This is a genomic window from Variovorax sp. dw_308, assembly GCF_019207085.1.
Lineage (GTDB): Bacteria > Pseudomonadota > Gammaproteobacteria > Burkholderiales > Burkholderiaceae_C > Variovorax.
In genome coordinates this window covers 433,447-447,695 of the sequence record NZ_JAATOM010000002.1, presented here as the reverse complement: position 1 = coordinate 447,695, position 14,249 = coordinate 433,447, and the positions used below count along the sequence as shown (strand labels likewise).

Annotated in this window: 15 protein-coding genes; 6 read left to right on the top strand and 9 right to left on the bottom strand. The window is 66.6% G+C overall.

Going from position 1 to position 14,249, the window contains the following annotated elements; genetic code table 11:
* Positions 1-2: 2 nt before the first annotated feature.
* Entirely contained in the window at positions 3-632 is a 630-nt protein-coding gene (locus HCU76_RS05330) for a response regulator (protein ID WP_371319763.1), read from the bottom strand.
* The gene (locus HCU76_RS05325) at positions 629-1,993 is read right to left on the bottom strand and encodes a HAMP domain-containing protein (RefSeq protein ID WP_218508645.1); all 1,365 of its coding nucleotides are present in this window, start codon (positions 1,991-1,993) and stop codon (positions 629-631) included. Before HCU76_RS05325 ends, HCU76_RS05330 begins: the two co-directional genes overlap by 4 nt.
* 306 nt (positions 1,994-2,299) lie before the next feature.
* On the opposite strand from HCU76_RS05325, the gene pqqA reads away from it, so the two are divergent.
* The 5 genes from pqqA to pqqE all read left to right on the top strand — a co-directional run bounded on the left by pqqA (position 2,300) and on the right by pqqE (position 5,582).
* The gene (gene pqqA / locus HCU76_RS05320) at positions 2,300-2,374 is read left to right on the top strand and encodes a pyrroloquinoline quinone precursor peptide PqqA (RefSeq protein WP_213954950.1); all 75 of its coding nucleotides are present in this window, start codon (positions 2,300-2,302) and stop codon (positions 2,372-2,374) included.
* Positions 2,375-2,469: 95 nt separating this feature from the next.
* On the top strand, positions 2,470-3,390 hold the full coding sequence (gene pqqB, locus HCU76_RS05315) for a pyrroloquinoline quinone biosynthesis protein PqqB (protein ID WP_218508644.1): 921 nt from the start codon (positions 2,470-2,472) through the stop codon (positions 3,388-3,390).
* A 43-nt stretch (positions 3,391-3,433) separates the two neighbouring features.
* Positions 3,434-4,177, top strand: coding sequence for a pyrroloquinoline-quinone synthase PqqC (pqqC, locus tag HCU76_RS05310; protein ID WP_218508643.1), 744 nt, complete (start codon positions 3,434-3,436; stop codon positions 4,175-4,177).
* On the top strand, positions 4,174-4,449 hold the full coding sequence (gene pqqD / locus HCU76_RS05305) for a pyrroloquinoline quinone biosynthesis peptide chaperone PqqD (RefSeq protein WP_218508642.1): 276 nt from the start codon (positions 4,174-4,176) through the stop codon (positions 4,447-4,449). Before pqqC ends, pqqD begins: the two co-directional genes overlap by 4 nt.
* The gene (pqqE, locus tag HCU76_RS05300) at positions 4,440-5,582 is read left to right on the top strand and encodes a pyrroloquinoline quinone biosynthesis protein PqqE (RefSeq protein WP_218508641.1); all 1,143 of its coding nucleotides are present in this window, start codon (positions 4,440-4,442) and stop codon (positions 5,580-5,582) included. The genes pqqD and pqqE overlap by 10 nt, the downstream gene beginning before the upstream one ends.
* A 30-nt stretch (positions 5,583-5,612) precedes the next feature.
* Here pqqE and HCU76_RS05295 read toward each other — a convergent pair whose 3' ends face one another.
* Positions 5,613-6,179: an EF-hand domain-containing protein gene (locus tag HCU76_RS05295; RefSeq protein ID WP_218508640.1), complete on the bottom strand. Its 567-nt coding sequence runs from the start codon at positions 6,177-6,179 to the stop codon at positions 5,613-5,615.
* A 39-nt stretch (positions 6,180-6,218) separates the two neighbouring features.
* On the opposite strand from HCU76_RS05295, the gene HCU76_RS05290 reads away from it, so the two are divergent.
* Positions 6,219-6,734 (top strand): DUF3016 domain-containing protein, encoded by a 516-nt coding sequence (locus HCU76_RS05290; RefSeq protein WP_218508639.1) that lies wholly within the window; start codon positions 6,219-6,221, stop codon positions 6,732-6,734.
* A 1-nt stretch (position 6,735) separates the two neighbouring features.
* On the opposite strand, the gene HCU76_RS05285 is transcribed toward HCU76_RS05290, so the two are convergent.
* The 6 genes from HCU76_RS05285 to HCU76_RS05260 form a co-directional block, all read right to left on the bottom strand.
* Entirely contained in the window at positions 6,736-6,963 is a 228-nt protein-coding gene (locus tag HCU76_RS05285) for a formate dehydrogenase subunit delta (RefSeq protein ID WP_213954760.1), read from the bottom strand.
* Entirely contained in the window at positions 6,953-7,843 is an 891-nt protein-coding gene (gene fdhD / locus HCU76_RS05280; RefSeq protein WP_218508782.1) for a formate dehydrogenase accessory sulfurtransferase FdhD, read from the bottom strand. Before fdhD ends, HCU76_RS05285 begins: the two co-directional genes overlap by 11 nt.
* A 2-nt stretch (positions 7,844-7,845) precedes the next feature.
* Positions 7,846-10,713 (bottom strand): formate dehydrogenase subunit alpha, encoded by a 2,868-nt coding sequence (fdhF, locus tag HCU76_RS05275; protein WP_218508638.1) that lies wholly within the window; start codon positions 10,711-10,713, stop codon positions 7,846-7,848.
* Entirely contained in the window at positions 10,698-12,266 is a 1,569-nt protein-coding gene (locus tag HCU76_RS05270; protein ID WP_218508637.1) for an NADH-quinone oxidoreductase subunit NuoF, read from the bottom strand. The genes fdhF and HCU76_RS05270 overlap by 16 nt, the downstream gene beginning before the upstream one ends.
* Positions 12,263-12,730, bottom strand: coding sequence for a formate dehydrogenase subunit gamma (locus HCU76_RS05265; protein WP_218508636.1), 468 nt, complete (start codon positions 12,728-12,730; stop codon positions 12,263-12,265). The genes HCU76_RS05270 and HCU76_RS05265 overlap by 4 nt, the downstream gene beginning before the upstream one ends.
* Before the next feature lie 161 nt (positions 12,731-12,891).
* Positions 12,892-13,851: a LysR substrate-binding domain-containing protein gene (locus HCU76_RS05260; protein ID WP_218508635.1), complete on the bottom strand. Its 960-nt coding sequence runs from the start codon at positions 13,849-13,851 to the stop codon at positions 12,892-12,894.
* Between the last annotated feature and the right edge of the window lie 398 nt (positions 13,852-14,249).

Here is a 14,249-nt window from a genome sequence, read left to right as displayed (position 1 = left end):
CCTCAAGCCTGAATCAACCCCCACCGCAGCGCCACCAGCGTCAGCTCCGACTGGTTGCTCGCACCCAGCTTCTGCTTCACGTGATAGAGGTGCGTGCCCACCGTGCTCGGCGACAGGCTCAGCGTCTCGGCGATCTGCGCCACGCTCTGGCCGCGCGCCAGCTGGATGAACACCGAGAACTCGCGCTCGCTCAGCGTGTCCGCCGGGCTTGCGTCGCCTTCGAGTTGCGCGAGCGCCATGGCCTGTGCGGTGCCGGCATCCACGTAGCGCTGGCCGCGCGCCACGGCGGTCACGGCGGCGATCAGTGCGTCGGGTGCGCTGCGCTTGGTCAGGTAGCCCAGCGCGCCGGCGCGCAGCACGCGGCGTGGGTGCACGGTGTCCTCGTAGGCGGACAGGGCCAGCACGCGCGCCCTGGGGTCTTGCGCGAGCAGGCGTCGCACGGCCTCCAGGCCGCCGATGCCGGGCATCGAGAGGTCCATCACCACCACGTCGGGCTTGACCCGGGCGTACTCGGCGCAGGCCTGCTCGCCGGTGTCGACCTCGGCCACCACCTCGACCTGGGCGTCCGACAGCAGCATGCGAAAGCCCATGCGCACCAGGGCGTGGTCGTCGGCCAGCATCACACGGATCACGTTGTCGTCTCCTTGGTGCCCACTGCCGGCACGCGCACTTGCAGGCGCGCACCGTGGGGTTGTACGTTGTCGATCTCGAAGGCGCCGCCGAGTGCCTGCACCCGTTCGGCCAGCCAGCGCAGGCCGTGGTGTCCGCTGCGCTGCAGGTCCTCGGGCGCGAAGCCGGCACCGTCGTCGACGAGTTCCAGCCGCACTTCGCCGTTGCTGCTTTGCAGCGTCAGTCGGAGCCGGGCGGCCTTGCCATGGCGCATCGCATTGGTGATGCCTTCCTGGGCCGCGCGATAGAGCGCCAGCGAGGCGTCTGCGCCCAGCACCGCATCGGCCAGGTCGACGTCGAGGGCGATCTGCACGTCGGGCTGGGTGCGCTGCGTGCGCTCGACGAGGTCGTTGAGCGCTTCGGCCAGGCCGAAGTTGTCCAGCACCAGCGGCGTCAGGCGCGGAATGATGCCGTGCATCGCGTCGTACAGGCGCGAGGACTCGTCGGCGATGAGGCGGGCCGCCTGCTCGGACTGCGGGTCGAGCGAGCGCACGCGCGAGGCGATCGACAGCGCCATGCTGCGCATCGCCGTGACCGACTGGCCGAGTTCGTCGTGCAGTTCGCGCGCGATCATGCGGCGCTCGGCTTCGATGTGCTTGTCGATCCAGCGCGAAAGCTCGCGGCTGTCGGACAACTGGGACTCGGCGCGGATGGCGCGACGTTCGGTCTCGATGTGGCCCTGCAGGTCGCGCACCATGCGGTTGAAGGCCGCGCCGATGGCCGCCGCCTCGGTGCCTGCGAGCGGCGGCAGCATCGTGTCGAAGCGGCCGCCCTGCACCTCGTTCAGCGCATGCACGATCTGGCCCAGCGGCCGTACGGTCCGGCCGACCAGCCAGAACACCAGCCCGTTGACCACCACCAGGAAGACCAGCGCACCGATCGCAAGGCTCGACATGTAGTCCCACGCATCGACCTCGGCACGCGAGGGGTTCGCCTGCACCACCAGCTTGCCGTCGGGAAACAGGATCGACTGTTCCCATGTCGTCGGCCCGACGAGCGCGCTGAACCACTCCGGCGCGTCGCGCCCGGCCTTGTAGGTGGGAGGAGGGGAGCGATAGAGCTCGCGCCCCTGCGCATCGAACAGCGTGAGGTCGTTGGAGCGGATCCGCCCGATGCTCTGGAGGAACGCGAGCATCGCGGGCGTGCCCTGTGCGGCGTAGCGCAATGCCTGGCCCTGGAGCAGCAATGAGGCGACGCGGTTGGCGGCTGCGGTCTCCTCACGTACGGATTCGCGCATGCTGCGCAACTCCAGCGCGAGGATGGCGGACGCGAAGACGAAGGTCAGTGCAACGACGATCAGGTTGATCTTCAGGCGAAGGCTCATGGATGTCGCCCCCACGCTCGGCACTTCGTGTCCTCGCTGCCCCCCGAGGGGGCGTGAGCTTGCTTGGGGCGGCCCGGCGCGGCGCTCGGGGTTGTGATGGAAGCAGAGGAAGCAGACACCCGCGCGATGGTAGCGGCTTGCCCGGGCTGCCGTGTGACCCGGCTCGATTCATGAAAATCATGAGGCGGGAATCATGATCGACGGGCTGTACCGATGGCGCGGGCGGGTGGACCATACGCCATGGGACTCGAAACATCCCCGCGACCGCCAGTCGGTGGCCGTGCAACTGCGCAAAGGAGACTGCTTATGCAATGGGAAACCCCAACCGCTCAAGACTTCCGCTTCGGCTTCGAAATCACGATGTACGTCGCTGCCCGTTGAGCCGGGCTGCGCAAGTTCAAGCCCCGCTGGCCTGGCCCGCGGGGCTTGTTGTCTTCCGGGCTCCCTTCTTTCCTTTTTCGTACTGAATTCCGGCCATGCGCATCACCGTCCTGGGTTCGGCTGCCGGCGGCGGATTCCCGCAGTGGAACTGCAATTGCCGCAACTGCGCCGGCCTGCGCGCCGGTACCCTGAAGGCCAAGGCGCGCACGCAGTCGTCGATCTTCGTGCAGCCCGACGACGGCGACGACGGCGTGCTGTTCAACGCCTCCCCTGACATCCTGGAACAGATCCGCAGCAAGCGGGCGCTGCAACCCGCGCGCGCGCTGCGCGATACGGCGATTGCCGGCGTGGTCCTGATGGATGGCCAGATCGACCACGCCACCGGCCTGTTCATGCTGCGCGAACGAACGTCCCCGCTGCCGCTGTGGTGCACCGATCCGGTCGAAGAAGACTTGCGCAGCGGCAACCCGGTGCTGGAGGTGCTGGGGCACTACTGCGGCGTGGACCGGCATCGCATCGCGCTGGACGGCAGCACGTTCAGCGTGCCAGGCGTTGCAAACCTGAGCTTTCGTGCCTTGCCGCTGTCAAGCAAGGCCGCGCCGTATTCGCCGCACCGCGACAACCCGGTCGAAGGGGACAACATCGGCATGCTGATCTCCGATGCGCACAGCGGCAAGCAGGTGTTCTATGCGCCCGGCCTGGGGCAGATCACCACAGCGGTGTTCGATGCCATGAACAGCGCCGACGCCGTGATGGTCGACGGCACCTTCTGGACCGACGACGAGATGCCGCGCATGGGCCTGAGCAAGAAGACCGCGCGCGACATCGGCCACCTGCCGCAGTCGGGGCCGGGCGGCATGCTGGAGTGGCTGGCGAAGCTGCCGGAACGTACGCGGAGAATGCTGATCCATATCAACAACACCAACCCGATCCTCGATGAAGACTCGGACGAGCGCGCCACGCTCAAGCGTGCCGGCGTCGAGGTTTGCGAGGACGACATGCTGATCCGCATCTGATCCAGCAAATGCGCAAGATCCGCCGAATGCGAGACATACCGACATGACCCAGACCCCCCCTGACGCTTCCGGCATCCCTGCATCGCAGGCATGGACGCGCGAGCAGTTCGAAGCGAAGTTGCGCGAGCGCGGCCGGGCCTATCACATCCACCACCCCTTCAACGTGATGCTCAACTCCGGCCGCGCCACGCCGGAGCAGGTGCGCGGCTGGGTGGCCAACCGCTTCTACTACCAGATCTCGATCCCGATCAAGGATGCAGCCGTGTTGTCCAACTGCCCCGACCCCGAGGTGCGCAGGGGCTGGGTGCAGCGCATCCTCGACCATGACGGCTTCGAGTTGAACGGCATCCGCGACGAAGGCGGCGTGGAAGCCTGGCTGCGCCTCGCCACCGCCGTGGGCCTGAGCCGGGAGGAAGTGCTCGACCTGCGCCACGTCGCGCCCGCGATGCGCTTCGCGGTCGATGCGTACGTGACCTTCGCACGGCGTGCGCCGTGGCAGGAGGCCGTCTGCTCCTCGCTGACCGAACTGTTCGCGCCCGAGATCCACAAGCAGCGACTGTCCACCTGGCCCGAGCACTATCCCTGGATCGAACCGGAGGGCATGGCGTACTTCCGCAACCGCGTGAGCCAGGCGCGGCGCGACGTGGAGCAGGGCCTCGCGATCACGCTCGCGCACTTCACGACGCGGCCCATGCAAGAGCGGGCACTGGAGGTGCTGCAGTTGAAGCTCGACATCCTGTGGGCCATGAACGATGCGATGGCGCTGAAGTACGGAGTCACCGCATGAACGCTCCGACAGGCGACAGCTCGCCGCGGGTCGGCGCCGGTTTCCGCCTGCAATGGGAGCCGGCGCAGAACGCGCATGTGCTGCTGTATCCAGAGGGCATGGTCAAGCTCAACCAGAGCGGTGGCGAGATCATGAAGCGCTGCGACGGTGAGCGGACCATCGCCGCCATCGTGAGCGAACTGGAGACGGCCTTCTCGATGCAGGGGCTGGACAAGGACGTGCTGGCCTTCATCGAAATGGCCGGCAAGCAACGGTGGCTGGCATGGGACTGAACGCGACGCCCGGGCCGCCGCTGTGGCTGCTGGCCGAACTGACCTATCGCTGCCCGCTGCATTGCGTGTTCTGCTTCAACCCGGTCGACTTCGCGCGGCAGGAGGAAGAACTCACCACCGAAGACTGGATGCGCGTGTTGCGGCAGGGACGCGAACTCGGCGCCGTGCAACTGGGCCTCTCCGGCGGCGAACCGCTCGTGCGAGACGACCTGGAAGAGATCTTGGCAGAGGCGCATCGGCTCGGTTATTACACGAACCTGCTGACCTCCGGCGTCGGGCTGACCGCGGCGCGCGCCGCGGCGCTGAAGGCCGCGGGGCTCGACCATGTGCAGTTGTCCTTCCAGGACTCGACAAAGGAGATGAACGACTTCCTGTCGCACACCAAGACCTTCGACCTCAAGAGCCGCGTCGCCAAGCTCATCAAGGACCAGGGCTGGCCGATGGTGCTGAACGTGGTGATCCACCGCATGAACATCGACCACATCGATCGCATCATCGGCATGGCGGCCGACATCGGCGCCGAGTACCTGGAACTGGCCAACACGCAGTACTACTCCTGGGCCTTCCTCAACCGCGACCAGTTGCTGCCGACGCACGAGCAGTTGAAGCGCGCGGAGCAGACCACCGACGCCTGGCGCGCCAGGATGGGCGAGCGCATGCGCATCTTCTTCGTCGCGCCGGACTACCACGAGGGCAAGGCGAAGAAGTGCGTCAACGGCTGGGGCAACATGTTCCTCACGGTGGCGCCCGATGGCACGGCTTTGCCTTGCCATACCGCGAAGATGCTGCCGGGCCTGAGCTTCCCGAACGTGCGCGACCATGACCTGCGCCACATCTGGTTCGAGTCCGAGGGCTTCAATCGCTACCGGGGCACGGGCTGGATGAAGGAGCCCTGTTCATCCTGCGAGTTCAAGGAGCAGGACCTGGGCGGCTGCCGCTGCCAGGCCTACCTGCTGGCCAACGATCCGGCGGTCGCGGACCCGGCATGCTTCAAGAGCCCACACCATCATCTCGTGGAAGAGGCCGTTGAGAAGGCGGGCAGATTGACGCCGGCCCAGGCGGTGGAGCATCCGCTGGTGTTCCGCGAGCCGGCGAATTCGAGGCGGCTCAGCGAGTCCGCGCCGGTGCGCTGAGGCAAGCGTGAGCGCCTGAGGGCGATAGCGCTATTTGGCCTTGAGGGTCAATGCGCGAAGGTATTCTGCAAGGTCCAGCGTGCCGTCGTTGTCCGGGTTGGCCTGGTCGAAAGTCTTCTTGTTCTTGATACCGGCCTTCGCCGCTTCCTTGGGATCGAGGGTGCCGTCGTTGTCAGGGTTCGCCTTGTTGAACTGCCAGGTGATGGCTGCCATGAATTCCTTGATGTCCAGCGTACCGTCCTTGTCCGGATTGGCCTGTTCGAAGGCTGCGCGGCTGATGCCGAACTTCCGGGCCTCGGCCCGACTGACGGTACCGTCGTTGTCAGGGTCCGCCTGCTTGAAGGCCGCCGCGATTTCGGCTTCCGTGGGCTGTGCGCCTGCAGCCAAGGCTGCGAAGGGCATCATCGAGATCGCGAGAGCTGAGAGGAGTGTTTTCATGGCCGACACCTTAGTACATCGGACGCACCATAGGGGCGTGGACGCAACGATCGTGTCGGGCATGCGCCGCATGTGCGCGTCGGACGCTGCCGGATCATCCGGATCACACGGTAAGGCGCTAGGGTGGCGACCAAGGGCCCGGAAACTGTCGATGTCCATGGCATCTCCAACCGGCCTCGCCTTATCGAGGGGCATGCCATGCATCCATTGTTGAGCCTCTTCCCGGCCGGCTTGCTGGCCATTGCGGCGACCGCGGCCCATGCCGACGTGGTGGTCAATTTCACCGAGCCGGAACATTACACCGACGCCGCGTATACCCGCGCCTTTGCGAGCGAGACGGACCGTGCGGAAGTGCAGCGCGACATCGCGCGACACCTTGGGCGACTGGCGGAACGCAGCCTGCCGCGCGACCAGACGCTCACGATCGACGTTCGCGACATCGACCTCGCGGGCTGGTTCGAGCCGTGGCATGCGCGCACGGGGCACGACGTCCGCATCCTGCGCGACATCACCTGGCCCCGGATCAAGCTGGCCTACACCTTGAAGCGCGGCGACCAGGTGTTCGCAAGCGGTGAGGACCGCCTGGTCGACATGAACTACCTGATGGTGACCAACACCTATCCGGGCTCCGACCGCCTGCGCTACGAGAAGCCGATGCTCGATGCCTGGTTCGCCAGGATCGTGGGCCGGCACGAAAGTGCGGGGAGCGATTAGTTCAGGGCTGCAGCGTCTGCCGATGCTGCCGAATCGCTTCCGACACCATGCCGTTCAACCCGGCGCCGCCGTCATCGTCGACATGCGCCAGCAGGGAGCGCCGCATGCGAGGCTCCCAGAACTTCTTGAGATGCAGCGCCACGCCTTCCAGCGCCTCGGCGCGATCGGGCATGGCCTCGAAGAACAGGCCGATCTGGTTGGCCATGCGCACCAGGGCGTCAACGTGCATGGTCGGCTCCTGCTGCTGCCGCTTCGTCGAGTGACAAGCGCTCGCCATGGCAATAGACGACCAGGTCCTGCTTGCGTGCGAAGCCGACCAGCGTCATGCGCGCCTTCTGCGCCGTGGCCACCGCGAAGGAGGTCGGCGCCGAGACGGCCGCGAGCAGCGAGACGCCCGCCATCGCCGTCTTCTGCACCATCTCGAAGCTGGCGCGGCTCGTGACGGCGATGAAGCCGGTGGATGCGTCGATGCCGTTCGATGCCAGCGCGCCGATCAGCTTGTCGAGGGCGTTGTGCCGCCCCACATCCTCGCGCAGCCACATGACCTCGCCCTGTGCCGAACACCATGCGGCCGCATGTACCGCACCCGTCGCCTGCTGCAGCGTCTGCAACTCGCAGAACTGCGACATGGCGCGGCCGATGGCCTCGCGGCGCCACGTGGCATGGGTCGACAACACGGGCAGGTTGCGGGCCACGTGCTCCAGGCTCTCGGTGCCGCAGAGTCCGCAGCCGGTGCGGCCGGTGAGCGTGCGCCTGCGCTCCTTGAGGCGCGCGAAGGGGCCACTCGCCACTTGCAGATGCAGCGTGATGCCCATCTCCGAGCGTTCCTCTTCGACGGCGAACAGTTCATGCGGCGCATCGAGGATGCCTTCGCTGAGCGAGAAGCCCAACGCGAAGTCCTCCAGGTCCAGCGGCGTGGCCAGCATCACGGCATGCGAGACGCCGTTGTATTCCAGGGCCACGGGCACTTCGTCCGCGACCCAGTCCTGGACGGCGAAGTGCTGCCCCGCACGAAAGCCGCGCACGGGCAGGGAGCGCGCGCCTTCGCAAAAGGCCGGCTCGTCATTGCCGGGCTTCGCGGTGATGAGGGGTTCGTCGCTGGCGAGCATGGTCATTTGGCCGGAATCGTTTCGCCGGATTCGGTGCGCGCCTGCAGCAATGCCTGCTGCACCTCGTTGAACCGGCTGTACTCGCGCTGCCATGCCGAAGGCTGCATGACCGGCATGACCTGCACCGCGGTCACCTTGTACTCGGGGCAGTTGGTGGCCCAGTCCGAGTTGTCGGTGGTGATCACGTTGGCGCCCGATTCCGGGAAGTGGAAGGTGGTGTAGACCACGCCGGGCTGCATGCGCTCGGAGACGACGGCGCGCAGCACGGTTTCGCCGGCACGACTCTGGATGCCGACCCAGTCGTCGTCCTTGATGCCGCGCTCCTCGGCATCGTGCGGGTGGATCTCCAGCCGGTCCTCGCTGTGCCACTGGTTGTTGGGCGTGCGCCGCGTCTGTGCGCCCACGTTGTACTGCGACAGGATGCGGCCGGTGGTCAGCAGCAACGGGAACTTGCGCGTGACCTTCTCGTCGGTGGCGACGTACTGCGTGATGATGAACCGGCCCTTGCCGCGCACGAACTTGTCGATGTGCATGGTCGGCGTGCCATCGGGTGCAGCGGCATTGCAGGGCCACTGGATGCTGCCGAGTTCGTCGAGGCGCCGATAGCTGACGCCGCTGAAGGTCGGCGTGAGCGCGGCGATCTCGTCCATGATCTGCTCGGGACTGGTGTAGTCCATCGGATAGCCGAGCGCCTGCGCCAGCTTCACCGTCACCTCCCAGTCGGCATAGCCGGCCTTCGGTGGCATCACCTTGCGCACGCGCGAGATTCGGCGCTCGGCGTTGGTGAAGGTGCCGTCCTTCTCGAGGAAGGAGGAGCCGGGCAGGAACACGTGCGCGTACTTCGCCGTCTCGTTGAGGAACAGGTCCTGCACCACCACGCATTCCATCGCCATCATGGCCTCGGCCACATGCTGCGTGTTCGGGTCGGACTGCACGATGTCCTCGCCTTCGCAGTAGAGGCCCTTGAAGCTGCCGGTCAGCGCCGCGTCGAACATGTTGGGGATGCGCAGGCCCGGCTCGGGGTTGATCTCCACGCCCCAGGCGGCCTCGAACGATGCCCGCGTGATGCTGTCCGACACGTGGCGGTAGCCCGGCAACTCGTGCGGGAATGAGCCCATGTCGCAGGAGCCCTGCACGTTGTTCTGGCCGCGCAACGGGTTGATGCCGACGCCTTCGCGGCCGACGTTGCCGGTGGCCATGGCGAGGTTGGCGATGCCCATCACCATGGTCGAGCCCTGGCTGTGCTCGGTCACGCCCAGGCCGTAGTAGATGGCGCCGTTGCCCGCGTTGGCATAAAGGCGGGCGGCGGCGCGCAGTTCGGCGGCCGGCACGCCGGTGGCGGCCTGCATCGCCTCGGGCGAGTTCTCGGAGCGGGCGACGAACTCGCGCCATTCACCGAAGGACTTCGGGTCGCAGCGCCCGGTCACGTAGTCCTCGGCGACCAGTCCCTCCGTGGCGATCACATGCGCCATCGCCGTGATCACTGCCACGTTGGTGCCCGGCTTCAGTTGCAGGTGATGCTCGGCGCGGATATGCGGCGACTTCACCATGTCGATGCGGCGCGGATCGACCACGATCAGCTTCGCGCCCTGGCGCAGCCGCCTCTTCATGCGCGACGCGAACACCGGATGCCCATCGGTCGGGTTCGCGCCGATGACCATGATCACGTCGGCCTTCTCGACCGACTTGAAGGTCTGCGTGCCGGCCGAGGTGCCCAGCGTCTGGCCGAGCCCGTAGCCGGTCGGCGAATGGCACACGCGTGCGCAGGTGTCGACGTTGTTGTTGCCGAAGGCGGCACGCACCAGCTTCTGCACGAGATAGGTTTCCTCGTTGGTGCAGCGCGAGGAGGTGATGCCGCCGATGGAGTCCTTGCCGTACTTGCCCTGCAGCCGCTTGAACTCGCTGGCGGCATGGTTCAACGCCACTTCCCAGCTCACTTCCTGCCACGGGTCGGTGATCTTCGCGCGGATCATCGGCTTGAGCATGCGGTCCTGATGCGTTGCATAGCCCCAGGCGAAGCGGCCCTTGACGCAGGAGTGGCCCTCGTTGGCCTTGCCGTCCTTCCACGGCACCATGCGCACGACCTCGTTGCCCTTCATCTCGGCCTTGAAGCCGCAGCCGACGCCGCAGTAGGCGCAGGTGGTGATGACGCTGTGCTCCGGCTGGCCGAGCCAGATCACGGACTTTTCCTGCAGCGTGGCGGTGGGACAGGCCTCGACGCAGGCGCCGCAACTCACGCACTCGGATTCCATGAAGGGCTCGTCCTGCCCGGGCGACACGCGGGACTCGAAGCCGCGGCCGCTGATCGTCAGCGCGAAGGTGCCTTGCGTTTCCTCGCAAGCGCGCACGCAGCGGTTGCAGACGATGCACTTCGAAGGATCGTAGGTGAAGTACGGGTTCGACTCGTCCTTCTGGCTGTGGATGTGGTTGGCCCCATCGAAGCCATAGCGCACGTTGCGCAGCCCGGTGACGCCGGCCATGTCCTGCAACTCGCAGTTGCCGTTGGCAGAGCAGGTCAGGCAGTCGAGCGGGTGGTCGGAGATGTAGAGCTCCATCACGCCCTTGCGCAGTTCCTGCAGCTTCGGCGTCTGGGTGCGGACCTTCATGCCAGGCTCGGCCGGCGTGGTGCACGAGGCCGGAAAGCCCTTGCGGCCCTCGATCTCGACGAGGCACAGGCGGCACGAGCCGAAAGGCTCGAGGCTGTCGGTGGCGCAGAGCTTGGGCACCTTGATGCCCGCGTCGACGGCGGCGCGCATGAGCGAGGTACCGGCGGGGACCGTGATCTCGGTGCCGTCGATCTCCAGGGTGACTTCGCGCCCGGACTCGCGCTTGGGCGTGCCCCAGTCGGTTTCTTTCAGATGGTCCAACATGCCGCTTCGCGATCGGGAACCACAAGACCGAAGTCCTGCGGGAAATGATCCAGCGCCGAGAGCACCGGGAACGGCGTCATGCCGCCCATCGCGCACAGCGAACCATGGACCATCGTGTTGCACAGGTCGCGCAACAGGATCACCTGCTGCGCCCGGTTCTGGTCGGCGCGGATCTTGTCGATGACCTCGACCCCGCGCGTGGAGCCGATGCGGCACGGCGTGCACTTGCCGCAGGACTCGATGGCGCAGAATTCCATCGCGTAGCGTGCCAGCTTCGACAGGTCGGCCGTGTCGTCGTGGACCACGATGCCACCGTGCCCGACCGTGCCGCCGATGGCGGCATAGGCCTCGTAGTCGAGCGGCACGTCCCACTGTGACTCGGGCAGGTAGGCGCCAAGCGGTCCACCGACCTGCACCGCCTTGATCGGTCGACCCGAGGCCGAGCCGCCGCCGTAGTCGTAGAGCAGTTCGCGCATCGTGACGCCAAAGGCCTTCTCGACCAGTCCGCCACGCTTGATGTTGCCGGCCAACTGCATCGGCAGCGTGCCGCGCGAACGGCCGACGCCGAAGTCGCGGTAGAACGCCGCGCCACGCGCCAGGATCAGGGGCACGCTGGCCAGCGTGATGACGTTGTTGATGAGCGTCGGTTGGCCGAACAGTCCGGTGATGGCGGGAAGCGGCGGCTTGGCGCGCACGATGCCGCGCTTGCCTTCGATGCTTTCGAGCAGCGCGGTTTCCTCGCCGCAGACATAGGAGCCCGCGCCCTTGCGAACTTCGAGCGCAAAGCGCCGGCCGGAGCCGAGGATGTCCTCGCCGAGGAAGCCGGCGGCCTCGGCCAGGCGAATCGCCTCGTTCAGTGTTGCGATGGCATGCGGGTATTCGGAGCGCACGTAGACATAGCCCTTGGTCGCGCCCGTCGCGATGCCGGCGATGGTCATGCCTTCGATGAGCATGAACGGGTCGCCTTCCATCGTCATGCGGTCGGAGAAGGTGCCCGAGTCCCCTTCGTCGGCATTGCAGACAACGTACTTCTGCGCGGCCTCGGTCGCATGAACCGTCTTCCACTTGATGCCGGCCGGGAAGGCGGCGCCGCCCCTGCCGCGCAGGCCCGAATCGAGCACCTGCTGGACGACATCGGCCGGGCTCATGGCCAGTGCCGCACGCAGTCCCGCAAAGCCTTCGTGCGCCTGGTAGTCCGGGAGCGACAGCGGATCGATGACGCCCATGCGCGCGAAGGTGAGGCGCTCCTGTTTTTTCAGATAGGGAATGTCGTCCGTCAACCCATGACACAGCGCGTGGGCGCCGCCTTCGGTGAAGCCGGCATCGAACAGGCCGCCGACGTCGGCGACGCTCACCGGGCCGTAGGCGACGCGGCCCAGGGCGGTCGAGACTTCCACCAGGACTTCCAGCCAGAACAGGCCGCGCGAACCGTTGCGCACGATGCGGATGTCGAGCCCGCGTGCCGCAGCCTCCCCGGCGATGCGGCGTGCGACGCGATCTGCACCAACCGCCAACGCAGCGGAGTCGCGCGGAATGTAGACGGTGATGGTCATCCTGCGCTCCTCGCATCGGCCAGCAGTGCATCGAAGGACTTTGGCGTCATGCGTGCATGCGGCTCGTCGTCGAGCATCAACGCGGGTGACGATGCGCAGAGGCCGAGGCAGAACACCGGCTCCAGCGTGAACGCGCCGTCTTGCGAGTTGCCGTGCATCGCGCACCCGAGGCGCTGCTGTGCATGTGCGACCAGGGCATCGGCGCCCATGGCCTGGCAGGCTTCGGCGCGGCAGATCTGGACCACATGGCGTGCGGCCGGCTTGTCGCGGAAGTGGTGGTAGTAGGTGACGACGCCGTGGACCTCGGCGCGCGAGAGGTTCAGGGCTTCCGCGATCTCGGGGACCGCGCTGGCCGGCACATGGCCCAGCGTGTCCTGCACCGCATGCAGGATCGGCAACAAGGCGCCGGACTCGCCTGCACGTTGCGCAAGCACTTCGCGTACGACGCGTGTCGCGTCACTCATCGTGCCCCCGCGGCGTTGTCGGGACCGACCGGCATGCATGCTTCATCGTTGTTCACTCACTCGTGCGTTTGGCGCGGAGTGTCGAACAAGCGAACGCGGCGGTCTAATTTATTCGGGGAATCAATCGATGCGTTTGGGAAATGAGGGTTTGCATGGATGCTTCAAGCACGGCCCAGGGCGCCCGCGTGCCGCGCCACCTCGCCCAACCAGGCCGGGTCGCTTGCGAACGACAGCGCGGCCTGCAAGGTGCGCGAAGGTCGATTGGTGTCGTGCACCATGAATGCGATCGGCACCTCGACGGTCGGACTGGTCAACGGCTGCGCCTCCAGGTCGCAATGGCCCTGCACCTCGTCGACGAGTGCGCCAGGCATGATGCTCGACACGCGTCCGGCCCGCACGCTCAGTGCGAGCGTCAGCACCGAGTTGGTTTCGATCGCGGGCTTGGGCGCAACGCCCGCCTCGGCAAAGGCGCGGTCGACGATCGTGCGGTTGTGCATCTCGGAACTCAACAGGCACAAGGGCAACGCGGCGGCCTCGCGCCAGGTCACGGCCGGGCCGATCCGCAGCCCGCCACTGTCGTTGTGGTTGCCGGCATGCGATGACTTGCGCAGCAGGAAGTAGTGCTCGGTGTATTGCGGCACGATGCGAACCGGCAAGCGTCCGCTGTCGATGCGCTCCGTGTAGCCGAGCCCCAGGTCGAGTGCCATGCTCTCCAGGCCGGTTTCGAGCTCGACCGAACTCATCGAGCGCAAGCCGGGCGTGATGCCCGGATGGCGGTCCTGCAGCATCGCGACAAAGCGCCCGGCAATGGGCATGGCCGTCGGCACCGCGCCGATCAGGAGGTTGCCGGTCGGCGCGTCGGCCCGGCTGTGCAGGTCCTGCTGCAGCATCTCGTATTCGCGCAGCATCGTCCGGCCGCTCTCGAGGATCCGTGCGCCCTCGACGGTGAAGCCCGCGAAGTTGCGGCCGCGCTTGACGATGGTGGTGCCAAAGCTCTCTTCGAGCGCGCGGATCGCATTCGACAAGGCCGGCTGGGTGACGCGGCACGCCAGTGCCGCGCGGCCGAAGTGGCGATGGTCGTCGAGCGCGACGAGGTACTTCAGGGAGACGAACAGGTTCATGAGGGAGGCGGTGCGCGACGGGCTGCAAGGAGTTCCGAATCTACTGCCAACCTGCGGGCGCAACCCCGCACACGCGCTGGCCAGCGACAACGCTGCGATGCGCCGCAGTCGCAGTCGCAGCCATGTTCGCGCTTGCGGCTTCGCATGCGAACGTTCTTCTGACATCCGGCCGGATGAAGGACTCCAATGCAACAGCGACTCGTTGCGTAAATTCACCGCGACTTTACGTATCGCTCAGCAACAGCTCAGGCAGAGGGACGACCATGCATGTCTGCGGCGGCGTGCACGTGCCGCCGGATTCATACCGTCCGCGCTGCGGGATGCAGCCTGACGCAAAGGAGGTAGAGAAATGACGTTCATTGGGCCGAATCCCATCGGCAGTACGCCGGCCTCCGCGG